This window comes from Streptomyces javensis (assembly GCF_039525925.1).
In the GTDB taxonomy this organism is placed as follows: Bacteria; Actinomycetota; Actinomycetes; order Streptomycetales; family Streptomycetaceae; genus Streptomyces; species Streptomyces asiaticus.
Genome location: NZ_BAAAIF010000002.1, coordinates 167,777 through 190,827 on the forward strand (window position 1 = coordinate 167,777; position 23,051 = coordinate 190,827).

22 protein-coding genes and 2 pseudogenes are annotated in these 23,051 nt (G+C 69.1%); 11 read left to right on the plus strand and 13 right to left on the minus strand.

The features are described from left to right. The first annotated feature begins 7 nt into the window (after positions 1–7). Positions 8–445, plus strand: coding sequence for a cupin domain-containing protein (locus ABD329_RS03390; protein WP_198275810.1), 438 nt, complete (start codon positions 8–10; stop codon positions 443–445). 43 nt (positions 446–488) lie between these two features. On the opposite strand, the gene ABD329_RS03395 is transcribed toward ABD329_RS03390, so the two are convergent. Then, positions 489–2,270: a carbamoyltransferase family protein gene (locus ABD329_RS03395; RefSeq protein ID WP_198275809.1), complete on the minus strand. Its 1,782-nt coding sequence runs from the start codon at positions 2,268–2,270 to the stop codon at positions 489–491. A 199-nt stretch (positions 2,271–2,469) separates the two neighbouring features. On the opposite strand from ABD329_RS03395, the gene ABD329_RS03400 reads away from it, so the two are divergent. Then, the gene (locus tag ABD329_RS03400; protein ID WP_198275808.1) at positions 2,470–3,045 is read left to right on the plus strand and encodes a GNAT family N-acetyltransferase; all 576 of its coding nucleotides are present in this window, start codon (positions 2,470–2,472) and stop codon (positions 3,043–3,045) included. 795 nt (positions 3,046–3,840) lie between these two features. Here the strand turns inward: ABD329_RS03400 and ABD329_RS03405 are convergent. The 5 genes and pseudogenes from ABD329_RS03405 to ABD329_RS03425 form a co-directional block, all read right to left on the minus strand. Then, entirely contained in the window at positions 3,841–5,016 is a 1,176-nt protein-coding gene (locus ABD329_RS03405) for a serine hydrolase domain-containing protein (RefSeq protein WP_344315924.1), read from the minus strand. Between the two features lie 233 nt (positions 5,017–5,249). Then, a pseudogene (locus ABD329_RS03410) lies at positions 5,250–6,287 on the minus strand (glycoside hydrolase family 10 protein); the annotation flags it as partial. 195 nt (positions 6,288–6,482) lie between these two features. Next, entirely contained in the window at positions 6,483–6,962 is a 480-nt protein-coding gene (locus ABD329_RS03415) for a hypothetical protein (protein WP_198278809.1), read from the minus strand. After that, on the minus strand, positions 6,959–8,149 hold the full coding sequence (locus ABD329_RS03420; RefSeq protein ID WP_198278808.1) for an ATP-grasp domain-containing protein: 1,191 nt from the start codon (positions 8,147–8,149) through the stop codon (positions 6,959–6,961). The genes ABD329_RS03415 and ABD329_RS03420 overlap by 4 nt, the downstream gene beginning before the upstream one ends. A gap of 186 nt (positions 8,150–8,335) precedes the next feature. After that, positions 8,336–8,659, minus strand: coding sequence for a hypothetical protein (locus ABD329_RS03425; protein ID WP_198278812.1), 324 nt, complete (start codon positions 8,657–8,659; stop codon positions 8,336–8,338). A 43-nt stretch (positions 8,660–8,702) separates the two neighbouring features. Here ABD329_RS03425 and ABD329_RS03430 point away from each other — a divergent pair, with 43 nt between their 5' ends. The 3 genes and pseudogenes from ABD329_RS03430 to ABD329_RS03440 all read left to right on the plus strand — a co-directional run bounded on the left by ABD329_RS03430 (position 8,703) and on the right by ABD329_RS03440 (position 10,127). Beyond that, positions 8,703–9,035 (plus strand): TetR family transcriptional regulator C-terminal domain-containing protein, encoded by a 333-nt coding sequence (locus ABD329_RS03430; RefSeq protein ID WP_246618682.1) that lies wholly within the window; start codon positions 8,703–8,705, stop codon positions 9,033–9,035. Positions 9,036–9,116: 81 nt separating this feature from the next. After that, positions 9,117–9,338 (plus strand): annotated as a pseudogene (locus ABD329_RS03435) (PIG-L deacetylase family protein); the annotation flags it as partial. A 282-nt stretch (positions 9,339–9,620) separates the two neighbouring features. Further along, positions 9,621–10,127, plus strand: a complete 507-nt coding sequence (locus tag ABD329_RS03440; RefSeq protein WP_198278807.1) for an allene oxide cyclase barrel-like domain-containing protein — start codon at positions 9,621–9,623, stop codon at positions 10,125–10,127. Positions 10,128–10,410: 283 nt separating this feature from the next. Here ABD329_RS03440 and ABD329_RS03445 read toward each other — a convergent pair whose 3' ends face one another. Beyond that, a complete protein-coding gene (locus tag ABD329_RS03445; RefSeq protein ID WP_198278806.1) occupies positions 10,411–12,084 on the minus strand; it encodes an NAD-dependent malic enzyme in 1,674 nt (557 codons plus the stop codon). Positions 12,085–12,298: 214 nt separating this feature from the next. On the opposite strand from ABD329_RS03445, the gene ABD329_RS03450 reads away from it, so the two are divergent. Then, complete coding sequence (locus ABD329_RS03450; RefSeq protein ID WP_198278805.1) at positions 12,299–13,027, plus strand: SDR family oxidoreductase; 729 nt, start codon at positions 12,299–12,301, stop codon at positions 13,025–13,027. Here ABD329_RS03450 and ABD329_RS03455 read toward each other — a convergent pair. Continuing rightward, entirely contained in the window at positions 13,006–13,509 is a 504-nt protein-coding gene (locus ABD329_RS03455; protein ID WP_198278804.1) for a MarR family winged helix-turn-helix transcriptional regulator, read from the minus strand. The genes ABD329_RS03450 and ABD329_RS03455 overlap by 22 nt on opposite strands. A gap of 103 nt (positions 13,510–13,612) precedes the next feature. Here ABD329_RS03455 and ABD329_RS03460 point away from each other — a divergent pair, with 103 nt between their 5' ends. The 3 genes from ABD329_RS03460 (at position 13,613) to ABD329_RS03470 (ending at position 14,821) form a co-directional block, all read left to right on the plus strand. Then, on the plus strand, positions 13,613–14,029 hold the full coding sequence (locus ABD329_RS03460; RefSeq protein WP_198278803.1) for a nuclear transport factor 2 family protein: 417 nt from the start codon (positions 13,613–13,615) through the stop codon (positions 14,027–14,029). 220 nt (positions 14,030–14,249) lie between these two features. After that, positions 14,250–14,534 (plus strand): hypothetical protein, encoded by a 285-nt coding sequence (locus ABD329_RS03465; RefSeq protein ID WP_198278802.1) that lies wholly within the window; start codon positions 14,250–14,252, stop codon positions 14,532–14,534. Beyond that, complete coding sequence (locus ABD329_RS03470; protein WP_198278801.1) at positions 14,531–14,821, plus strand: hypothetical protein; 291 nt, start codon at positions 14,531–14,533, stop codon at positions 14,819–14,821. Before ABD329_RS03465 ends, ABD329_RS03470 begins: the two co-directional genes overlap by 4 nt. A 60-nt stretch (positions 14,822–14,881) precedes the next feature. Here the strand turns inward: ABD329_RS03470 and ABD329_RS03475 are convergent, their stop codons facing one another. The 3 genes from ABD329_RS03475 to ABD329_RS03485 all read right to left on the minus strand — a co-directional run bounded on the left by ABD329_RS03475 (position 14,882) and on the right by ABD329_RS03485 (position 17,068). Continuing rightward, positions 14,882–15,847, minus strand: coding sequence for an alpha/beta hydrolase family protein (locus tag ABD329_RS03475; RefSeq protein WP_198278800.1), 966 nt, complete (start codon positions 15,845–15,847; stop codon positions 14,882–14,884). A 170-nt stretch (positions 15,848–16,017) separates the two neighbouring features. Further along, complete coding sequence (locus ABD329_RS03480) at positions 16,018–16,374, minus strand: hypothetical protein (RefSeq protein WP_198278799.1); 357 nt, start codon at positions 16,372–16,374, stop codon at positions 16,018–16,020. A gap of 109 nt (positions 16,375–16,483) precedes the next feature. After that, positions 16,484–17,068, minus strand: coding sequence for a GntR family transcriptional regulator (locus ABD329_RS03485; protein WP_198278798.1), 585 nt, complete (start codon positions 17,066–17,068; stop codon positions 16,484–16,486). Between the two features lie 226 nt (positions 17,069–17,294). On the opposite strand from ABD329_RS03485, the gene ABD329_RS03490 reads away from it, so the two are divergent. Then, complete coding sequence (locus ABD329_RS03490) at positions 17,295–18,272, plus strand: formylglycine-generating enzyme family protein (protein ID WP_198275000.1); 978 nt, start codon at positions 17,295–17,297, stop codon at positions 18,270–18,272. Between the two features lie 114 nt (positions 18,273–18,386). Next, entirely contained in the window at positions 18,387–20,654 is a 2,268-nt protein-coding gene (locus ABD329_RS03495) for an arylsulfatase (RefSeq protein WP_198274999.1), read from the plus strand. Positions 20,655–20,735: 81 nt separating this feature from the next. Here the strand turns inward: ABD329_RS03495 and ABD329_RS03500 are convergent, their stop codons facing one another. Both ABD329_RS03500 and ABD329_RS03505 read right to left on the minus strand, forming a co-directional pair. Continuing rightward, a complete protein-coding gene (locus ABD329_RS03500) occupies positions 20,736–21,545 on the minus strand; it encodes an SDR family NAD(P)-dependent oxidoreductase (RefSeq protein ID WP_425574277.1) in 810 nt (269 codons plus the stop codon). Then, positions 21,542–23,050, minus strand: a complete 1,509-nt coding sequence (locus tag ABD329_RS03505) for an aldehyde dehydrogenase family protein (RefSeq protein ID WP_198274998.1) — start codon at positions 23,048–23,050, stop codon at positions 21,542–21,544. The genes ABD329_RS03500 and ABD329_RS03505 overlap by 4 nt, the downstream gene beginning before the upstream one ends. Position 23,051 lies beyond the last annotated feature (1 nt).

The window sequence follows — 23,051 nt, forward strand, 5'->3', positions numbered from 1 at the left end:
CCCGCTCGTGGGTAAAGGTTCGCGCTCCGATATCCCTCTGTCCAGCATTGTCGTCGCCGAGGGTTATGACCGGTGGAGTCCGCAGCTGCACAAGGAATTCGACACCAACGCCCATCATGGGTGGATCGGCCAGACGCTGGTGAAAGAGACCGATTCACTGCGTATCTGGGAGACCCACCTTCAGCCGGGAGAGCGAATTCCCGTCCATCGGCATGTGCTGGACTACTTCTGGATAGCTCTCACAAACGGCCAGGCCCGCCAGCACTCGAGCGATGGCACCACACACGAGATCTCTTATGCCCGCGGACGGTCTCAGCATTTCCGCTGCCCCGCGGGGCGATATCACCTGCATGACCTGAAGAACATCGGCGATGACGTTCTCTCGTTTCTGACCATCGAGACGAAGGACGGGCCGAACGAGCCCATTCGGCTTCCCAAGGATTGAGGACTGCCGGCCCGCGGGGGCATACGCCCCGCGGGCCGGCGGCTCAGCTCCCCTTCTTGGTGATCACGAACCGGTCGATGACCAGATGGTCGATCTCGGTGGCCAGGAAGCACTCCAACGCGTCCCGCGGCGAGCAGACGATGGGCTCACCGGCCACGTTGAAGGACGTGTTGAGCAGGCAGGGCACATCCGTCCGTGCCGTGAAGGCGCGCAACAGCCGGGCGAGCGCGGGGTTCTGCCGCTCGTTCACCGTCTGGACCCGCGCGGTGCCGTCCACGTGGCAGGCGCCGGGGATCCGCTCCTGGTACTCCTTCCGCACCGGGAAGACGAAGGTCATATACGGGGAAGAGGTCTTCTTGCCCATCGAGAAGACGCGCGGGGCCTCCGACTCGAGGATGACGGGCGCGAACGGCCGGAAGGGCTCCCGATGTTTGACCCGGAGGTTGATGATGTCCTTGATGTCGGGGAAGGCCGGGTTGGCCAGGATGCTGCGGTTGCCCAGGGCCCGCGGCCCGAACTCGGTCCGGCCCTGGAACCAGCCCACGACGTTCTTCCCGGCCAGCAGCTCCGCCGTCCGGCCGGCGATCGAGGCGGCGTCGGGCTCCTCCTGCCACTCGACGCGGTCGGCGTACTCCGCCAGCGCGTCCTGGATCTGCCGCTCGTCGTACGAAGGCCCCAGATAGGGAGTGGTGACCGCGTCGGCGGGCCGATTCCTGAGACCGGCGGCGTACACGGCCGCGCCAATGGCGACTCCGGGATCGCTGGCCCCGAAACTGACCTCCATGCCGGTGAACGGCGACCTCTCCAGCATCTTGGTGTTGGCCACGCAGTTCAGCGCCAGCCCGCCCTCGAAGAGCAGGGTGTCCAGGCCGGAGGCCGCGGTCAGAGCGCGCACCTGATGCCCGGTGACGGCCTCGACCATGTGCTGTGCCAGCCCGGCGACCTTGACGCGGAAGTCGAACTGCTCGCGCTTCTCGCTGTCGCCGCCGAACAGCTCGTCGAACAGTGCGTAGTAGGCCGATATGTCCCGGGGGACGGAGATGGTGTACGAGCCGTTCTCATGCAGCCGTACGACGCGCTCGAGCAGCGGATTGTGCTGCGGCGACGGGCCGTACGCGGCCAGGCCCATCACCTTGTACTCGTCGTTGTTCGGCACGAACCCCAGATAGCGGGTGATCCGCCCGAACGCCACCCCGAGCGAGCTGGTCATGGGAACCGCGCTCTCGTCGAACTGTCGGACCACACCGTTCCGCAGCTCACCCATGACGGAGGACAGCGTCTCCGCCCGGCCGTCGCTCACCAGGAAGGCGGCGTCACCCCCGCCGGCCAGGTAGGCGCCGCACATGAGATGGGCCAGATGATGGGGCACCAGGGCGAGCTTGTTGGGATCCAGCTCGTAGCCGGTGCGCTCGACGAAGTCGTGGTACACCGCGTCGGGGCTGAGCATGCCGGTGTAGAGCTCACCCGTGCTGCGCAGGGCGTCGAACTTGGCCGCGACCGGCATGTCGGAGTCGCATATCCCCGAAATCATCTCCTCGGCCACGGTCGACGAAAACCGCCAGGGGAAAGCGAAAACGTCCACCTGATCGAGGTCGACACCGGCGGAGTTCAGACACCAGGTGATTGCCTGCGCCGGGAAATCAGAGGTCTTCTTGACCCGGCTCAGCCGCTCCTCCTCGACCGCCGCCACCACCTCGCCGTCGATCACCAGAGCCGCCGCGGCGTCATGACCCACCAAGAGATTACGGCCGACACCAGTCGCCCCGTAGAGACGCCCGAAAAGCTCCGCACCTCTGCTGAATCCGTTGTAACCGAGTACGATCACTGGCTCTCAGCCTCCCAAGCACGACAGTATCGGCGGAAGAACAGGCTACTCGGGCCGGATACTTGAGGGATAGGCATGATGCACAAGCAGATCGCGGATTACCTTTCGGGGATAGGGCGGACCGGGGAGAATTCCACACCGAATGCCTGGCGGGCCCGGACCGCGGACGGGCGCGGCCTTCGTTACGTATACTTTGGGCATGTTGAGGTTGGAACGGCTCCGCGCAGACCACGCGCCCGCCCTGCTTGCCTTCGAGCGCGAGAACCGGGAGTACTTCGCCCGGTCGATCTCGGACCGGGGAGACGCCTACTTCGAGGAGTTCGCATCCCTGCTCCGTGCCCGGCTCGACGAGCAGGACGCCGGTGTGTGCCACTTCCATGTCGTCGTGGACGACCAGGGGGAGTTGGTCGGCCGCGTCAACCTCGTGGACGTCGAGGAAGGTGACGCCGAACTCGGCTACCGGATCGGCGAGCGCGCCGCGGGCCGCGGGATGGCGACCGCCGCGGTGGAAGAGGTGTGCCGCCTGGCCGCCACGGCGTACCGGCTCTCCACCCTCACCGCCTACACCACCCTCGACAATGTGGCCTCCAGGACCGTGCTCGGCCGCAACGGATTCACCGTCGTGGCGGACGCCACCGTCGGCGGACGGCCCGGCCTGCGCTACAGCCGCCGGCTCGGCGCGGAGCCCGGGTGGCGTTCGGAGCCGTCCCGCGTGACGCTGGAGCGCGACTCGCGCGGGGGCCGCATGTCGGAAGGCGGGCGATGTGGGCCGTAACGGCGCCCCATGAGCGGGCCCTTCTCAGTCGTCGACCGGGCCCATCGGGACAGCGGTTGTCCGGGGACCAGGCCGTGCACTGGATCGGGTCCCACTCACCGGGGTGGGAGACGCGGCGGTAGGGCTCGCGCTCGTCGCCGTGCAGGTCGAAGCCGCCCTCGCTCGCGCGGTTCGGGGTGATGCGGTGTGCGCCGTCGCGTGAGCGCAGATGCCCGAGCTGGAAGGGAGCCTCGCCCTCCACCCGTCGGTCGACGTCGTAGGCCCACTGCTTCCGCTCCTCCGGTTCGTCGCCGGTGCTGTAGCCCAGAAGTCCATCCCGTTGACATGGTCGTACTCGACGCTGCCGGTCGTGGTGTCGAACGGCCGCAGGGTGACGACCGATCGGGCCAGATCGGGTATGTGCCGCCGCGCTCGTAGTAGAAGTCATGCATGCGGAGATGAACCGGCGGGCGTTGGTATCGGCCCATTCGTAGTGCGCGCCCGAGTGGGCCCGTGCGGTCGTCGCTGTCGCCGAGGTAGCCGGACGCCGCCTCCCAGAGGAAGTGCAGGAAGGTGTTGGGCTCCTCGTCCGGGAGCGGGATGTGGGTGCGCGAGCCGACGTCGTAGTAGACGACGAACACCTGCAACCTGGCGCGGAGCTCATCCGGATCCACGGCAAGGACCCGTACGCCGTACATGTCGGTCGACATTCGTCGTCCCCCTCTGGACGTGGTGGTGCGGCCCACCGGCACCGGCCTGATGGCCCATCGCCCGGTGCCGGAGCGCCCCTGATACTTCCAGAGGGGTCTGACAGCGCTACGTCGAGGAACACAGAGCGTGGTCGACGAGGTCGGCGACATGCCCGAGCTGTCGCCCTTCGGATTCCTCGTCGCCCGGCCGGCTGTGCAGGGAAACGGTGATGGCGTTTCGTCCGTCGGAGGCGGGCCACGCCGTATAGCCGAATCCATTGCCACTGTGTCCCCAGTACCCACCGCCGCAGGACAGCGGGGTCCACTCGAGGCCGAGGCCATAGCGCGTGCCGGGCGGGGCACCGTGCTCGGGCGGCACTTCGACCGTGCGTCGCATCTCGGCCAGCTGCGCGGGGGCCAGCAGCTCACCTCCCACCAGCGCTGTGAAGAACGTGTTGGTGTCCTCCGCCGTGCTGATCAACGAACCGTCGGCGTCACCGTCGAAGGGCAAGTAGGCGATGGTGGTGTCGGTCATGGCGCCACCCGGCTCGAACTGCTGGTAGTCGCGGGCGTGGGGGCCGGGCAGGAGGGGCCAGTTGCCGGGGGCGAGCGTGTGTGTGAGCCGCAAAGGACGCACGATTCTGTCCTGAACCTCCTGTTCCCAGGCATGGCCGGTGACCGCTTCGATCACCATGCCCACGAGGAGGTAATTGGTGTTGGAGTACTTCCAGCCGGTGCCGGGTTCGAAGGACGGCGGGTGCCGCATGGCGAGGGCCACGCGTTCCCCGGAGGTATGGGTGGTCCAGCGATGCCGGCGATATCCGGCGGCGCTGGGGCCCGGGACGACGTCACCGATGTAGTCCGGCAGCCCGCTGGTGTGCTGAAGCAGCTGACGCAGAGTGATCCGACGCCCGTCGTTGCCGTGGCCGTTTACGACGCCCGGCAGCCACCTGTCCACCGTGTCGTCCAGCGACAGCCGCCCCTCGCCGACGAGTTGGAGCAGCACGGTCGCCACAAACGACTTCGTGGTGCTGCCGATCCGTACATAGCCGTTCCGGGGCACCGGCCGACCGGTGCCGAGGTCACCGACCCCGCTGCGGGCTGTTCGCACTCCCTCGGGCGTTTCCAGGGTCACCGACACGCCCGTGACGCCGTCGTCATGAAGCGCGTCGGTGTCCCGCTGGAGTTGGGAAGGGCGGGCGGTGGCCGCGGCTCCGGGGCCTGCCGGGATGAGTGCGAGGAGGGACGCGGCAGCGACGATGGTTACGGTCCGGCAGGTGGTCCTGCGGCGGGTCATCGACATGCGTCGAGCCTAGGAACGGGCGTGTCGGGCCGGCCATCCGGCCAACCCGAGGTCTCGGCGTCGGGTTTTCCTCAGTGCCCTTCCCGGATCAGTGCCACGGGCCGTTCCCGCCCATCGGGAGGAACGGCCCGGTCGACCTCCACCCTTCACCGGTGGTGTCAGCAGGGGGAGTTGGTCTGGGTGAGCAGGCCGAGGCGCTACGGCAGGACCAGTCGTGGAGTCCGGCTTGGGGCCAGCGCGGTCAGTACGGATTGATAGGCCGGCTTCTTGTTGCCGCCGCGGTCGAACAGCAGCGGGTTCTCCCCGGCGCGCCAGGAGTCGCTGTCCCGGATGCCCCAGACGGTGATGCCGGTGCAGCGCGAGACGTTCATACATGCCTTGACCGTGTTCGCGTACGCGGTCGTCGGCGCCTGCGCGATGTCCAGTTCGGTGATCTGCACATCCACACCGAGGGCGGCGAAGTTGGCCAGGGTGGTCTGGAAACTCGCCGGTGGGCCGCTGGTGCCGAAGTGGGCCTGGAAGCCGACGCAGTCGATGGGCACGCCGCGCGCCTTGAAGTCGCGGACCATCCGGTAGACGCCCTGGGTCTTGGCGTCGCTCCAGTTCTCGATGTTGTAGTCGTTGTAGCAGAGCTTGGCCGACTGGTCAGCCGCCCGAGCGGTGCGGAACGCCTCCTCGATGAAGCCGTTGCCCAGCACGTTCTGGAACACCGAGGGACGGTGCTGGCCACTGCCGCCGTCGGCGAACGCCTCGTTCACCACGTCCCAGGCGAAGACCTTGCCCTTGTAGTGGTTCACCGTGGTGGTGATGTGGTTGTTCATCACGCCGCGCAGGGTGTTCGCGTCGGTGATGGAACTGACCCAGCTGGGCAGCTGGGAGTGCCAGACCAGGGTGTGGCCACGTACACGCTGTCCGTGTGAGGTGGCCTGGCCCACGATCTGGTCGGCGGGGCCGAAGTTGAACGAGCCGCGGGACCGCTCGATGGTGTCCCACTTCATCTCGTTCTCCGGGGTGACCGCGTTGAACTCGCGGTTCAGGATCGTCGAGTACGTGGCGTCGCCGAGCTTGCCGGCCGCCACGGCGGTGCCGAAGTACCGGCCGGACTGGGCGGCTTGGGCGCCCAGGGTGGTGGCCCGGGTGGTGTCGGACATGGCGTTCGCCGTTCCGGGCACCGCCACCGCGACGGCGGCCAACAGCCCGAGCGCCCAGGCGCGGGGTCGGCCGCGCGGGCCGCCACGTCGGCCGTGGCCACGTCGGTTCGGAAGATTCATGTCTCTCCTCGGGGGTCAGGGCTCCTATGGGAGCGCTCCCAAATGTGGGCGCATGATTGCCAGACGGTGCGGGTGCGTTCAGTGGTGTCCGGTTCGCGGCACGTACAAGCCGCCTCTGCCAAGCCCTTGTTCGGTTAGCCGAACGTCAATCGACCTGTCGGATGCCATGGAATGATAGACGCCTCACGCGAAGCGTCAACGCTTTTGGCGGTAACGCGTGTGCTTCCTGGCGAGTAGTTCGGTCATGTAGCCCGCGCCGATGGCGAGCGACGCACCGGACAGCGCGAGGAGCAGGGCCATCCAGTTCATCCATGCGTAACGGGGATCGCTGGAGTAGAACGTGCCGTCGTCGAGGACGCAGTCGAAACGGAGCGGCAGGTAGGAGTAGCGGTGATGGGAGAGGTGCTGGACCACGCCCGGGTCGAAGCCCTCGCGGCATGCCGGTGCCGGCACTGAGTCGGCGCCGTTGTTGAACTCCTGCTCGGACGTGAGAACGGCGAAGAGCCCCAGGGCGTAGATGGACGCCGCGGCAGCGGCGGCCAGCGATGCGCCGCGCCGCATCAGATGTACCGGCCAGGGCTGGGGCCGCCCCGGGAGCGCCATCGCGACGACGCCGACCGCGGCGATCAGCGCGCCGAAGGCGCATAACGCGGAGATGCCGAGACCCACGATCATGACCTTTGTCCTCCGCCTGCCAATCCGCCGCCGGTCTCATTGAACCGCACGATTTCCTCGATTGTCTGCTGGAGTTTCAGCTCATCCCGGTCGGATACGATGGCCTGCCCCACGCGGCCGTACGGACCGAGCGGCGTGTCGGGTGACGAGGAATAGTGAATCTCGTCGAAGCGGAAGTTGCGCTCGAAATCCTGTTGAGTGAGACTTCCGTTCTTCGGGCGGCGCAGCAGGATGTATCCGTAGAAGCGATCCGGGTGGCCGCTGTTGAGTGGCTCAGTGAGCTCTTCGCCGAGCGCGAGGCTGATCTCGATGTCAAAGAGGTCGACGCCGAATGTCAGCTTGTTGACCTGAGGGGAGAGCGCGCCCGGGAGGCGGATGGCGCACTCGCCGAACGTCAGCCCCGCGTCTTCCGTGAATGCTTCCAGATGGAATACGCAATCAGGTGCGTCGAGATTGGCGAGCGCCTGCCTGGCGAGCGTCTCCGCTTGCTGGAAAAGCGTCGAATAGCGCCTTCTGTCCAGGATGTGGGCGGCCAGTACACCGCCTTGAACGGCACTCAGCGGTGAGGTGTGGTTGCGGCTCATCGACGACCACCGCAGATCGCCGTTCCGCCAGACGCCGTCTATGTAGACTTCCGGGGCGTCGACGAAGGACTCGGCGACGACCTCGACGTCCGACCGCCCGGTGAACAGGGTCAAGGCTCGTTCGTACCCTTCCGGGGACCGGACGATGGCCGTGCGAAGGGCCCCGGCTCCGGTGGCCGGTTTGACCACGAAGTCCTCTCCCAGATCGTCCACGAGATCCTTGAACGACGTACCGACGGAGACATATCGGCAGCGCGCTCGCCTGATGTGAGGCGGCAGCTTGCTCTTCTGAAGGTACTTGTCCCGGAAACGCAGGGTGGTCCTCGAATCCGTATTGCCGGGAAGGTTCAGCTGCTGTCGCAGATAGGCCGCTCCGAACACGCCCATCTCATGGACGGTCAGTACTCCGGCTATATCGTCCAATTGCGCTGCGAGCACCGCTCGCAAGATTTCCTGGGCATTCTCCATGTTGGCGACATACGTGAAGCCCCGGCCCTCCGGAGGGCTCACCGGCGCCTGGACGATATAGAAGGGTTCCAAGCCTCGGCGGCGTACTGCCTCGTCCAGGCCGTCCCGGAACCCGATGACAACCATCGTCGGCATTCTCGTCTCCCCCGATTACGACCAGCCAAAACGGTGAACATCATTCCATGGGAATGCTGAAGCGGAACCTGTGATGTAGGTCACGGGTCAATCTCCGGGCTAGGAATCCGCGTCCCGTCTTCCGGTCTCCTCGGGACCTGCCGGGCGGGGTTCGTTGGAACCCGCCAGGCGGGGCGTGACTCAGCCTCATGCGTGATGTCCGGCCCCCGCCCGGTGTCCGACGGGGTCCGGGTCGAGCCCGGCGTCGGCGGACGTGACGACGGCGCGCTCGGCGTCGACGTCGAGCGAGCGGCACAGCACCAAGTAGAGCAGGGACGATATGGCGAGTCCGACCAGCATGGTGACATCGGCGCCCTTGACCCAGTGCGCGAGCGGCCCCTCCACATCGCCGATCACGGCGAAGGGCAGCATCGAGACGAAGCCGACGCCGTAGGCGGTCAGCCCGCGCCAGTTCCAACGGCCGTAGATGCCACGGGGGGTTGAAGATCTCGCGGATGGAGTAACGGCCACGCCGCACCACATAGAAGTCGAGCGGCTGCTGAAGCTGATCGACATGCAGCTGCCGCGGGTAGGCCAGGTCCGGGACGAGTGGGCCATCTGGCTCCAGTGCTGGGCCGAGGCCACCATCCGCCCCGAGTTCCGCCCGGCCCACAACGAGTACTACGCGCGCTGGCAGGAAACCGTCCGCCGGATCGTCCAGCGCGGCCAGCGGCAGGGTATCTTCCGCGCGGACGCCGACCCGCACGTCGTCGCGCTGCGCCTGACCGCCCTCACCGACGGCGCGGCCATCCAGGTGCTGACCGGAGTCCCCGGCATGACCATCGGGACCATGCGCGAGCTCCTGGTGGATTTCGTCCACCGGGAGTTCGTGGCCGACGCCTCCTGAGCCGGTCCGCGCGGCGCGCGGTGTCGGCGGCTGTCCGTCTGTTGGCGTGTGATCCGGCTTCCCACTGGAGGTGACCCGGCGATGGCGGCTCCGAGCCTCCTCGCGGTTTCCGCGCACCCGGACGACGAGTCACTGTCGGCGGGTGGCGTGCTCGCCCAGCACGCGGCGGCGGGAGCGCGGACCGCGGTCGTCACGGCGACCTGGGCAGCGGACAGCCAGCGTGCCGCGGAGCTGGCCGACGCGCTCCGTATTCTCGGCACCGGCGAACCGCGGCTGCTCGGCTGTGCCGACGCTCGGGCTCCTGACGTAAGTGGCCCTCACCGACGGGGGATGCGGTGAGGGCCACCCACAGTGTGGCACGACATAGGTGCGGAAGCGTACGTTCCGAGCGAGACGGATGCATATATCTACAACCGGAACTCGACGGCCCGCACGACGGCGAAGGCCCCGGCCACCCTCACGGTGATCACCTGGATGCCCAACTGAAGTAGCTGTTGCGCGCCGTTCGCCGCATGCTGACGTGGGAAACGGCGCCTCATGTGACGCGAAGTCACTGGCCGCCCGAGGCTCTCGGAGGAGAGGACCATGCACCACGTCAAACGTTCGGCCCTGAGCGCGGTCACCGGCCTGGCGGCCGCCCTGTGCTGCGCCCCTCTGGCGGTGGCCGCCGCACCGGCCGACGCCGTCTCCTCTCCTCCTCATGAGAGGAGCGAGGTCTTCCAGCTGACGGCGAGGCCGACGCAGACCAACTTCGTCGATGTGGCACCTCCGGGGAACAGCCAGGGGGACGAGCTCATCGTCACGGGGGACCTCTCCCGTTCCAACGTCACGGTGGGCCGATTCGACGAGGTCTGCACCGTGACCCGCACCGCCCCCATGGACACGAGCGATCTTCAGTGTCAGATCACTCTGTCGCTGCCCGAGGGCCGGATCACCGTGCAGGGGGTGTTCACCATCACCAGCGCCGGCCCCGGTGACATCACCCTGGCCATCACCGGAGGCACGGGGCGCTATCGCACGGCCCACGGCTACATCCACGCCGTCAACACCAGCGACACCGAGACACAGCTCACCGTCTATCTCATCCGTTGAGGGCCCCCGGTTCGGTCGCCGGGAGGTGCGGTTCACCGAGGCCGCAGCGCGGCCCCGAGGCCAGCTACCGGATGTCGTTGGCGATTTCAGCCCCGTGCCGACCGCCGTACCGCCCGCGGCGAGTTCGTGCAGTCCTTCCGCGGACCGGGTGGCCCGGTCCGCGGCCTGGTCCAGTTGGCGGGCATAGCCGGACCACTGCCGTCCGACCGTGAGCGGCACCGCGTCCGTAGGTCGAGGATCTCCGGGGCGCCGTCGCCCCCGGCCGAGGCGTCGTGCCGCGCGGTCATGACGCCGCTCCGCCGCCGTAGACCGGCTCCCACATGGCCTGGTGGACGGCCTGTCCGGGTTCGGCCGGCGTGCTGGCGGCGACGCCCTCGCCGACCGCCGCCCTGACCACCGCCGTGGCGGTGGTCGCCGAGGACTCCCGCAGGTTCTCCACCGGCGGCAGCAGGGAAGCGCCCGGTTGCCCGAGGTCGACCTGGCCGGCCACCGCCTGAGCGGCCGCGAGCAGCATCTCCGCGGTCACCGTGGACGCCCCGGAGACGATCGTGCCCAGGCCCAGCCCGGGGTACAGCAGCGCGTTGTTGGCCTGCGCGATCCGGTAGGTCACACCGCCGTGTTCCACGGGTGGGACCGGGATGCCGGTCGCTATCAGGGCCTTGCCGTTCGACCAGGCGATGATGTCGTCCGGCATGGCCTCGATCCGCGAGGTCGGGTTGGAGAGCGGAAAGACGATCGGGCGTTCGGTACCCGCCGCCATGGCCTCGACGACCTCGCGGGTGAAGGCCCCGTGCACGGTGGAGGTGCCCAGCAGGATCGTCGGCTCGACCCGGCGCACGGTCTCCAGCAGCGAGATCGTGCCGCCGTCGGCCGCCCAGTCGGCGACCTCCGACCGATCGCGCGCGTAGGGCCGCTGGAAGTCGCGCAGGTCGGTCATGTCGCGGGTGAGCAGGCCCGGCTTGTCGATCAGCCAGACCTGGGCGGTGGCCCGCTCGGGGCCCGCGCCGTCGCGGATCATGGCATCACGGAGCTGATCGGCGATGCCCACCCCGGCCGTGCCCGCACCGAAGACCACGAGCTTCTGGTCGCGCATCCGCACCCCGCCGACCTCGACCGCCGACAGGGCCGCCGCCAGCGTGATCGCACCGGTGCCCTGCATGTCGTCGTTGAAGATCCGGTAGCTGCCGCCGTACGTCTCCAGGATCCGCCGCGCGTTGCTCGGGCCGAAGTCCTCGAAGTGCAGCAGCGCGCCCGGGAACATCGACGAGGCCGTCCGCAGATACCTCTCGATGAACGCGTCGTAGTCGGCGCCGCGGACCCTGGGATGCCGATTGCCCAGGTACAGCGGGTCCTTGAGCAGCGACTCACGGTCGGTGCCCACGTCCAGTGACACGGCGATGACACGGCGCGGATCGATACCGGCCGCCGCGGTGTAGACCGCCAGCTTGCCGACCGAGATCTGGATCCCGCCCACGCCCCAGTCGCCGATGCCCAGGATCTCCTCGGCGTCGGTGCAGACGATCAGGTCCACGTCCTCGGACTCGAGCCCGAGCGTGCCGAAAGCCTTCTCCATGCCCTCCGGGTCGTCGATGGAGAGGAAGACGCCCCGGGGGCGGCGGTACTCATGGGAGTACTTCTCGATCGCCTCGCCCACGGTGGGGTCGTAGACGATCGGCAACAGCTCCACGAGGTGGTCGGTGAGCACCTTGAAGTACAGCGTCTCATTGCGGTCGTGCAACTGCTCCAGGTAGACGTTCTTGGCCAGGTCGCTGCCCTGGGCCCGCAACTGCTGGTGGGCGCGGAGCGCCTGCTGCTCCAGCGTCAGCACGGCGGACGGCAGGCGCCCGGTCAGGCCCATCTCGTCCCGCTCCGGCCGCGTGAACGCCACGCCGCGGTTGAGGAGCGGATCCATCAGGGCGTCCGGAATGGCAGGAGTCCGCACGGTGCTCTTGGCCATGATGCCTCTCCCCAATGCGCGTCTGCATGCGGGTGTGAGTGCGCCGCACGGCGAACCCGGACCGGGGGAGTCCCGCGGGGGGAGTCCCGCGACGCCATCTCTACCGTGCGCATAGAGCTCTCACCCCCGCTCGTCGATCTTTGAGCTCGCTGCATGCAATGCCTGGATAGGGTTACACATCTCATTACGGACATACGCCTACGAAAGGCCTGTTATGAAGTTCGCGGTCATCGGCGGCACCGGACTCATCGGGTCGCAGGTCGTCAAGAATCTGAACGCCACCGGGCATGAGGCGGTACCGCATTCGCCGTCCACGGGCGTCGACATCATCAGCGGCAAGGGGCTGGACGAGGCCGTGGCGGGGGCCGGCGTCGTCGTCAACTTGGCGAACTCCCCGACGTTCGACGAAGCCTCCCTGGCCTTCTTCCAGACGTCGATGGACAACCTTCTGGCCGCGTCCCAGAAGGCCGGCGTCGGCCACTTCGTGATTCTCTCGATCGTCGGTGTGGACCAGGTGCCGGAGCTGGTCTACTACCGTGCGAAGGCGCTCCAGGAGGAGCTCCTCACGGCCGGGCCGATCCCGTACTCGATCGTCCGGGCGACGCAGTTCATGGAGTTCATGGACGCCACCCTGTCCTGGACCGCCGACAGCGAGACCGTCCGGCTGCCCACCACGCCGATCCAGCCGATCGCCGCCAAGGACGTGGCCGCCGCGGTGACGGATGTGGCCCAGGGTCCCCCGCTGCGCGGCATTCGCGACATCGCGGGCCCCGAGGTCTTCCCCCTGGACGAGCTGGGCCGGATCACCCTGGCCGCCAAGGGTGACAACCGCACCGTCGTCACCGACCCGACCGCCGGCATGTTCGCAGAGGTCAAGGGTGACGTTCTCGCCGACCCGGGCGCCGACCTCGCCCCCACCCGCTACGCCGACTGGCTCTCCTGACCCGCGTGCGGCCCGGACCAGCCTTCGCGGCCGACCTGTGCGGTGAAGGGGCCGTGGTCGACGAAGCGGTGCAGCTGGCGGGCGAAGGTCCGCGCTTCGCCGGGCGGCCAGGAGGCGAGGGAGTCCTCGATGTGCGCGGCGAGGCGCTGCCGGGTCGTTTCGACCGCCGCTCGCCCGGCCTCGGTGAGGGCGAGCAGAGTGGCGCGCCGGTCGGCGGGGTCGGGCTCGCGGCGTAGCAGACCGGCCTCCTCCAGGCGGGTCGCGCGGCGGGTGACGCCGGAGCGGTCCAGGCCGATCTCGTCGGCGAGACCGGCGGCGCTGCGCGGGCCGGTGCGGGCGAGTCCGCTGAGCACGGGGTAGGTGACCTCGTCCACGGCCTCGCCCAGGCTCTCGGTCAGGCGTCGGTAGATCTGTTCACGGGTGCTGCGCTTGAGCAGCGTTCCCAGGGCGTCGGCGATCTCGTGTCCCACATCGTTCGGCATGACCCAAGACTAGCGTGCGCGGCGCACGCAATATGCGATACGGTGCGGATGCGTGCTCGACGCACGCAGTCTTCGAACTCCTCCGAAACCGAAGGGCACCGTCATGGCCACTGCCACCTCCACCCCCACCTCCCGTACCGACATCGCCACCGCCCTCACCGACCTGCTCTTCACGCCCGGTCTCGAACTGGCCGAGGCCGTCGACCGGCACTTCGCCCCCGACTACCGCCAGCGCACCGACGGCCGCTGGGACGACCGCGGTGAGTTCATGGCCCACATCGCCCATCTGCGCACGATCGTGTCCCGTGGATCGGTCCAGGTCCTCGACGAACTCACCCAGGGCGACCGCTACGCGGACCGTCATGTCATCGACGTGGTCAAGGCCGACGGCTCCACCGTGCGCACGGAGGTCTATCTCTTCGCCGAGTTCGCCCCTGACGGACGGTTCCGCCGCATCGAGGAGACCACCCTCATGCTCGAGGGCGCCGACGCCGACCGAAACCTGGGCAGCGCTCGCTGACGCCGCGGGGCCCCGTACCGCCGCGGTGGCCCGCGGTGGTACGGGGCCCCTTGGGGCGGGCCACCGGTCGTACCTACCGGCGGTGGCGCGGCCCACCGGCTACCCTGATCTCCGACTGCGCCCCATAGGGCACGCGTCCTGCGAGAGAATGACCTGAGCGAAGGCGTCCCGACCGGGGGCCGCCGACCGTCGTACCCGATGCGGGAAAGGGAACTCGGAGATGAGCGCACAGCCCGAACACCCCACCGACCGCAGGATCCCGGCGATCCCGAACACGATCAACGGCATCGGCGACGCGCTGACCGGATCGGACCGGGCCCAGTTCTACGCCGAGGTGCTGGCCGCCGAGGAGGAAACCGTTCCGGGCGTGATGCGCAAGTGGTGGAAGGCGGCCATGCTCGACCGCGCCCCCGGCGCCGCGGAGAGCCGCTCCCACGCCGCCGCCGGCACCCGGCTGGTCTCCGTGGACGACCTCGCCGACCGGCTGGAGGGAATCACCCGATGAACCCCCGGCCGCGCGGCGGCTGGACGGCGTGGACCGAGGAGATCCCCGCCCAGACGCTGCTCGACATGCCACCGGACCTCTCCAAGAAGGTGGTGAACTTCCTGGGCGCGCTCGCTCTCGAAGTCGGCGGCGCGATCGACCGCGACCGACGGCCCCCCGGCGACCCCATGGACGACCTGGGCGCCCGGTACAGCCTCCAGATCGGTGGAGAGCCGGTGGTCTTCGAATACGTCGTTCTCCCCGAACTCCGCGAGATCCGCGTCCCCGTATTGGTCTGGTTCCGCTGACCTTCCGCGCCGGGAGGGCGGGGCGCCCGGGCCGTCACGGGGATGGTGCCGCCTTCCGGCCTACTTCGATTCGACCCGTCCGAGCGGGCTGGGATCGGCCGCCAGCGCGGCGCACGCCGTCTGCCACGCGGAATCCCCAGGGGTGAGCTGTGTGTGGAGGTAGGCCGAGGTGAGCCGCTGGACCGCGGACACGCGCTCGGTGCTTTCGTCGGTGGTCTCGGCGACGTCATAGCCGGAGACCCCGCCGAGTCCGTGTTCCGCGTCGAACAGCGTGAGCAGGGACTTGGGGCCGGGGGAGAGGAAGTACGGATCGGTGTGCCACTCCGGGCCCCGGACCGTCAGGTGCGGAGAGGCGTCCTTGTCGCCGGCGACCACGAGCGCGGGTGTGGTCATCTTGGAGAAGTCCGTGGTCAGGAAGAAGGGGAAGTTCCCGGCCGTGGACTCGGTGAGGGAATCGCCGCCCCGGCCGGGCGCGGCGAGCAGCACACCCGCCCTGATCCGGGGCTCGGTCAGATCCACTTCCGTTCCGTCGTCCGGATCGGTGAGCCGCGCGCCGAGCAGCAGGCTCGCGGTGTGCCCGCCCATCGAATGCCCGGCCACGGCCACCTTGCTCCGGTCGACGCGCCCGAGGAGCTGTGGAACGGCCGCCTCGATCACATCGAGTTGGTCGAGGACGCGCATCATGTCCTCGGCCCGCGATCGCCAGAACAGCGGCGCGCCGGGGGTGTTGGGGTCCAGGGTCAGTGTCCGCGAGCTCAGATGGGTGGGCTGGATCACGACGAAGCCGTGTGCGGCCCAGAAGTTGGCGAGAGGGGCGTATCCGTTCAGGGAGGAGAGGTGGTTCGAGTAGCCCTGACCGTGTGAGAGGAGGATGACCGGCAGACCGCTCCCGGTCACGGGCGCGGAGACGCGCACTTCCAGGTCCACGGCTCGGCCGGGAGCCGGCAGCACCACCGGGCCGACCGAGAGGACGGGAGCGGGTGAGCCGAAGCCGAAGGCGTCGGCCGTGTGTGTCGATTCACTCATGAGGTGCGCATATCCCTTCAATGGCCTCTGCCGCCGGTCTCGTTCGGCCGGGGCGGGTGAGGAGGCGACCAGGGACGTCCGGTTTCCGGCGGCGCCGAAAACGGATCGTCGTTCCGATTAATGTACGGAGCGGCGTTCCGTTTTGTCAAAGCGGTGGACCGTGGGGCAGTTCAGGCGGCCATCCACGGAACGCGGCAGACGTGGGGTGCCGTGCCCTCCGGGCACAGAGTCCTGATCACTGTCTTGCGGATCGCCCGCCATGTCCGCAGGGAACACACCAGGTGGACGCGCAACTCGACCGCTTCTCGCCCCCCGCTGCTCTGACCAGGGTGTTCCACGGCCCACTGCTCCGCCAGCAGGTCGTACACGTCGGCGGTCGTCAGCTCGCTCCCGGGAAAGGTGTGGGCGACGGACTCCCGGACGATCCGGGCGCTGCGGGGGCCCACGGCCGCAGCGACGAGTTCCCTGACCCATGCCAGCCCCTGCTCGTCCGCGTACAAGCCGAACCTCAGGGTGCGCGTCCTCATCGATCGTTGGGACGCGGCCTTCCTGCCGTTGTGAGCCATCCGCAGATGCTAGCCGCATGGCCCGGGGGGACAGGCCGCTCGGCCTGTCCCCCCGGGGCCGCGATCACCGTCAGGCCCGCCGCGCCGACACGCAGCGGGCGTGGGCCGCCAGGAGCGTCGGCATCGCGAGCCGCAGGCCGTTCGGGTCCTTGGCCGCGTCGCGGAGCACCTGGTCGACGGAGTCGACGGCGTGCAGGGCCAGGTCCAGATGGGGCACCTCGGCCACCGGGATCCACTCATGGACCCAGGAGGCGAGCAGGTCGTCGATGTAGAACTCGCGCACCACCTCGTGCACCGGCGAGCCGGCCGGCCGCTCGAACCTGTCCGCCAGGTCGGCGGGCAGGGGGATCGTGCGCACCGACTTGACCAGGGCACGGGGCGTGGCGCCCGCCGCGGCGATCGTGGCGGACCACGACGGCGGGACGCTGCGCGAGATGACGTAGTCGATCCGCCGGTTGACGAAGGTGCCCGACCCCTGGGTCCGGCGGACGACGAACCGGCGCTCCAGTTCCTGCACGGCCGCCCGTGCGGCGGCCCGGCCCACGCCGAACCGCCGGGCGATCTCGGCCTCGCTGGCCACCCGTGTGCCATGGGCACACTCGGCCAGCTCGGCGGACAACCGCTCCGCGATCTCCAGATACCTGGTCGCACTCACACCGGGAACTGTGATCGGCCCACTCGTCCGGACAACCCGCCGACACCCAACGAGTCCGAACCGGGAACGTGAACAACCGGAACAGTTGTTTCGCGATCCGCTCCGGCCGTACCGGCGCCCACCCCGGCCGCCGGTCGGGGCGGGCCTGGGGGGGGCCGTACCCTCGAGCCGACGGAGAATGTGTGGTCAGCCGGGCCAGGAACAGCGGCCCGCGGTCGGAGGAGCGATGTCAGGCGCGTGTTGTGCCCCCACGTCCGGGGGCGGCGAGGAGATTCCCGAAGCGTCCGCCGTGCGGGTCCGGGCCCCGGAGCGGGACCGGGCGCAGGGGCTGCGCGCGATGCTGCGCATTCCCGGAGGGACGTTTCGGATGGGGGGTGACGACGCCGACGCCTTTCCCGAGGACGGTGAGGGCCCGGTCCGGGAGGTGCGGCTGTCACCGTTCCTCATCGACGCGACCACCGTCACCAACAGGCAGTTCGCGGCGTTCACGCGCAGCAGCGGCTACCGGACCGACGCCGAGCGCCACGGCTGGTCCTTCGTGTTCTACGCACTCGTCCACCCCGAAGCCCGGCGCATGGTGCGCGACGGCACGGTGGCACAGGCGCCCTGGTGGCTCGCGGTGGACGGGGCGTGCTGGCGCGCCCCCTACGGGCCGGGGTCGTCATGGACCGAGCTGTCGAACCACCCCGTCGTCCATGTCTCCTGGCGCGACGCGGCCGCCTACGCGGAGTGGGCGGGGAAGCGGCTGCCCACGGAGGCGGAGTGGGAGATGGCGGCGCGTGGCGGTCTGGAGCGCGCCCGTTACCCCTGGGGGGATGAGCTCCTGCCTCGGGGACAGCACCGCTGCAATATTTGGCAGGGGCGGTTCCCGCAGGTCAACACCGGTGAGGACGGGTATCTGGGAACCGCGCCGGTCAAGGCCTACCGAGCCAACAACTTCGGCCTGTACAACACATCCGGCAATGTGTGGGAATGGTGTTCCGACTGGTGGAGCGCCACCTGGCAGGTGGCCGACCGCCCGGAGACCCGCCGGGACCCGGCCGGACCTCCCACCGGGGAGGCGAAGGTGATCCGCGGCGGCTCCTATCTCTGCCACGAGTCGTACTGCAACCGCTACCGCGTCGCCGCGCGCACATCCAACACACCGGACAGCTCCACCGGCCACATGGGGTTTCGCTGCGCGGCGGATCTGCCGACCCGCTGATCGCGCCTTGGTTGACACAACTTCGGGAGCAGGTGAGACTTACACCGCCTACTGGTAAGACCAGTTAACTGGAGCGTCCTCGGATCGAGCTGTCCACGCCAAGGAGCGTCCTGGATGACCAATGCCTCTCCTCATTCGCCGTCCGTGAGCGGTACTTTCCAAGGCAGGATCGGCACCACCTACGAGGAGTCGACTCCCTGGTGGCCCGAGCAGCGGACGCTTCCCGAGGACACGCCCAACGTCGTGGTCATCGTGCTCGACGACGTCGGATTCTCCGATCTCGGCTGCTTCGGTTCGGACATCGACACCCCCGCCATGGACGCCCTCGCCACCGGTGGCCTTCGCTACGCCAACTTCCACACCACCACGCTGTGTTCGCCGACCCGTGCCTCCCTGCTGACCGGCCGGAACCACCACTCCGTCGGCATGCGCATGCTGTCCAACTTCGACACCGGCTTCCCCAGCGGCCGGGGCCGGATCACCACGGCCGCCGCGACCCTGCCCGAGGTGCTGCGCGACAACGGCTTCAACACCATGGCCGTCGGCAAGTGGCATCTGGCGCCGATGGAGCAGACCACCCCGTCCGGGCCGTACACCCAGTGGCCGCTGTCGCGCGGGTTCGAGCGCTACTACGGCTTCCTGGAAGCCGAGACGGACAGCTTCCATCCGGAGCTCTTCTACGACAACCACGCCGTGGACCCGCCGAAGACCCCTGAGGAGGGCTACCACCTCAGCGAGGACCTGGTCGACCGGTCGATCGAATTCGTCCGCGACCAGACGTCGGTCACTCCGGAGAAGCCCTTCTTCCTCTACCTGGCATTCGGCGCGGCGCACGCCCCGCACCAGGCTCCCCAGGAGTACCTGGACAAGTACCGTGGCCGGTTCGACCACGGCTGGGACGCCGAGCGCGCCACTCGCCACGCCCGCCAGATCGAACGGGGCATCCTGCCACCCGGCACCGAACTGGCGCCGCGCAACCCCGGGGTCGTTCCGTTCGACGAGCTGTCGGACGACGAGCGGAAGCTGTCCGTACGCCTCCAGGAGGCGTACGCGGCGATGCTCGACCACACCGACCACCACATCGGCCGGCTCATGGAGTTCCTGGAGCGGATAGGCCAGCTGGAGAACACCATCACCATCCTGCTCTCGGACAACGGGGCCAGCCAGGAGGGCGGGCAGAAGGGTTCGCTCAACCCCACCGCCTTCCAGAACGGCATCGCCGAGGACCTCGGGGAGATGGTCGCGCGGATCGATGACATCGGTACCGAACGCGCTCACGCCAACTACCCCTGGGGCTGGGCGCAGGCGGGAAACACACCGTTCAAGCGCTACAAGCAGAACACCCACGAAGGCGGCGTCCGCTGCCCGCTCATCGTGAACTGGCCCCGGGGGCTGCCGCGCACCGGCGAGGTCAGGCAGCAGTTCCACCATGTCAACGACATCATGCCGACCCTCTTCGACGTGCTCGGTGTGCGGGCTCCCGAGGTGTACAACGGCATCCCGCAACTGCCGGTCCACGGTGTCAGCATGGCCTACACCTTCGGCTCTCCGACCGCCCCCACGCGCAAGGAAGCCCAGTACTTCGAGATGTTCGGACACCGCGCGATCTGGTACGACGGCTGGAAGGCCGTCGCCTTCCACCAGCGCGGCACATCGTTCGACGACGACCAGTGGGAGCTGTACCACCACGACACCGACTTCTCGGAGTGCGACGACCTGGCGCGGGAGCGGCCCGAGCAACTCCAGAAGATGATCGCCCGGTTCTGGGTGGAGGCGGGGAAGTACGACGTACTGCCGCTGGACGACAACGGATTCGCCTACCGGGCGAAGATCCCGCGCCCCGGCTCCCCGCGCAGGCGCACCACCTTCACGTACTACCCCGGCATGGCCCACCTGCCCATCGCCGCGGTGCCACCGGTGATGAACCGCGCACACCGCATCACCGCGCACGTCGACCGGGCCACCGCGGCGGACGAGGGTGTCCTGGTGTCCCTGGGCAACATCAGCAGCGGATACGTCCTGTACGTCAAGGACAACCGGCTGGTCTACGAGTACAACTTCCTCGGCACCCGGTACACGGTGACCTCGGACGATGAACTTCCCACCGGCCCGGCGGAGCTGACCTTCGAATTCGTCAAGACCGGCGACATGCGGGGCGTCGGACACCTCTACGTGTCCGGCAGGCCGGTCGGCACCGGAGACATTCCGCGGGTCCTCCCGCACTTCCTGGGATGGCAGGGGCTCGACGTCGGCCGGGACACCCTGTCGCCCTCCTCGCCCAGCTACGACGGCGAGTTCGCGTTCACCGGAGGGTTCGAGAAGGTCGTGTTCACGGTCGCCCCGGACGAAGAGGGCGCCGTGCCCTTCGAGCGCGTCGACTGACCCGCGCTCCTGACGGCTTCAGGCCCCTCTTCCGGGTGTTCACCCCGGAAGAGGGGCCTGACAACATGTGCGGCGGCGCGGTCAGCTGGGCGGTGTGAAGCGTCCGTCGATCGCCGTCCAGCCCCCGTCCACGAAGAGCTGGCTCCCCGTGACGAAGGACGACGCGTCCGAGGCGAGGTAGACGACGGCTCCGGCCAGCTCGTCGGCCCGGGACCAGCGGCCCAGGGCGCTCTTGCTGGCGTAGGCCTCCGACCACTCCGGCACCGCCCGGATCTGCGCGGTCAGCGGGGTGTCCACGACGCCCGGGGCGATGGTGTTCACCCGCACGCCCGACGGGCCCAGCTCGGCCGCCGCGGTCCGCAGCAGCTGGACGAGCCCGGCCTTGGTGGCCGCGTACACCCCCTGGCCCGGCTCGACGGCCACCGCGCGGATCGAGCTGAAGCCGATGATGCTTCCCCCGCCGCGCTCGGCCATGCCGCGGCCGAACGCCCGCACCAGGTCGAAGGACGCGCGCAGATTGAGCGCCACCACCCGCTCGAATTCCTCCGCCGTGTACTCGAGCAGGGGCTTGCGCACGTTCGTGGCGGCGGTGAAGACCAGCACGTCGACTGGTCCGAGCTCCTCGGCGGCACGCGCCACCGCCTCGCCGTCGAGCACATCGAGGGCGTACGCGACCAGGCCGGGCCCCATCGACGCCGACTCCTCGGCCGCCGTCAGATCGCGGTCGGCGCACACCACCGTGGCGCCGTGCGCCGCGAGCGCCAGGGCGCTCTCGCGGCCGATTCCGCTGCCCGCGCCCACCACGACGGCCCTGCGGCCGTCGAGCCGGAACAGACGGGAGTAAGCGTCCACCGGATCGGTGTCGTCCGTTGCTCGCACTGTGGTCCTCACGGCTTCTGTGTCGTCGGCTTCTGTGTCGTCGGGCGGATCACTGCCATACGGGTGACGGTGAGTTCCTCGATGGCGAACCTCGGGCCCTCCCGTCCGGCCCCGGAGTCCTTCACACCGCCGTACGGCATGACATCGGACCGGAAGCCGGGAACCTCGTTGACGACCACTCCGCCCACCTCCAAGCGGTCGAGGGCGGTGAACGCCGTGTCGAGGGCGCTGGTGTAGACGCTCGCGTGCAGCCCGTAGCGCGAGTCGTTGACCAGGTCGAGGGCCGTGTCCAGATCGGGGACGGACCGTACCGCGACCACGGGGGCGAAGACCTCCTCGTTCCAGAGGGGGAGGGCGCGGTCCACATCGAGCAGCACGGTGGGCTCGAGCACCCCGCCGTTGACGTTGCCTCCGGCGACGAGCGAGGCCCCCGCCGCCACCGCCTCGTCCAGCCAGGCGCGCACCCGCTCGGTCGACCCCTCGTCGATGAGTGCCGAGACGCGCGTCTCCGGATCGCGGGGGTCGCCCACGGCCACCCGGGGCACGCGCTCCGCCAGCCGGGCCATGAACTCCTCGCGCACGGCGTCCACCACGATGACCCGCTGCACGCTGATGCACGCCTGGCCCGACGCGTAGTACCCGCCGCGCACCACCGCGTCGGCGGCGGCGTCGAGGTCGGCGTCGGCGGCCACCACCAGGGCGGCGTTGGAGCCGAGTTCGAGCAGCACCTTGGTGGGTGCCGCGTCCCGGGCGATCCGGTGGCCCACGGCGGCGGAACCGGTGAAGGACACCGCACCGATCCGGCGGTCGGTGGTCAGCGCGACACCCACCTCGGGGCCCCCGGTCACCAGCTGCACCGCGGCTTGTGGCGCGTCGGCGGCGGCGAGGGCCTCCCGGAGGAGGTGCACCAGCCACAGGGTGGCCAGCGGCGTCGGCGGGGCGGGCTTGACGACGACCGGGCAGCCGGCGGCCAGGGAGGGCGCGACCTTGTGCGCGGCGAGCAGCAGCGGGTAGTTGAAGCCCGCGATGCCCACCACCACGCCGATCGGCTTGCGGGTCCAGAAGCCGAGCAAGCCCTCGCCCGACGGCAGCAGGTCCAGCGGTACCGTCTCGCCGTGCAGCCGGGCCACCTCCTCGGCCGCCGTCAGCAGGGTCAGCAGGGTGCGATCCACCTCGACACGGCAGTCGACCAGCGGCTTTCCGGTCTCCAGGACCAACAGCCGCTCGAAGTCCGCGCGTCGGGAGGCGATTGCCTCATGCGTGGCGAGCAGCGCGGCCCTGCGGGTGTGCGAGGGGAGCCCGCCGACCCGCCCGCGGACCGCGATGGCCGCGTCCACCGCCTGGTGTGCGAGCGCGGTGTCCCCGACGGGGGCGCGGGCGACGAGCGTCCCGTCGTAGGGAAAGCGGACATCCTCGGTGGCGGGTGCCTCGACCCAGCGGTCGCCGATGGGCAGCCCCTGGGGAAACTCCTTCCCCACGGGGGATGCGCCGTCGGCGGATGGGACATGGGTGGTCACG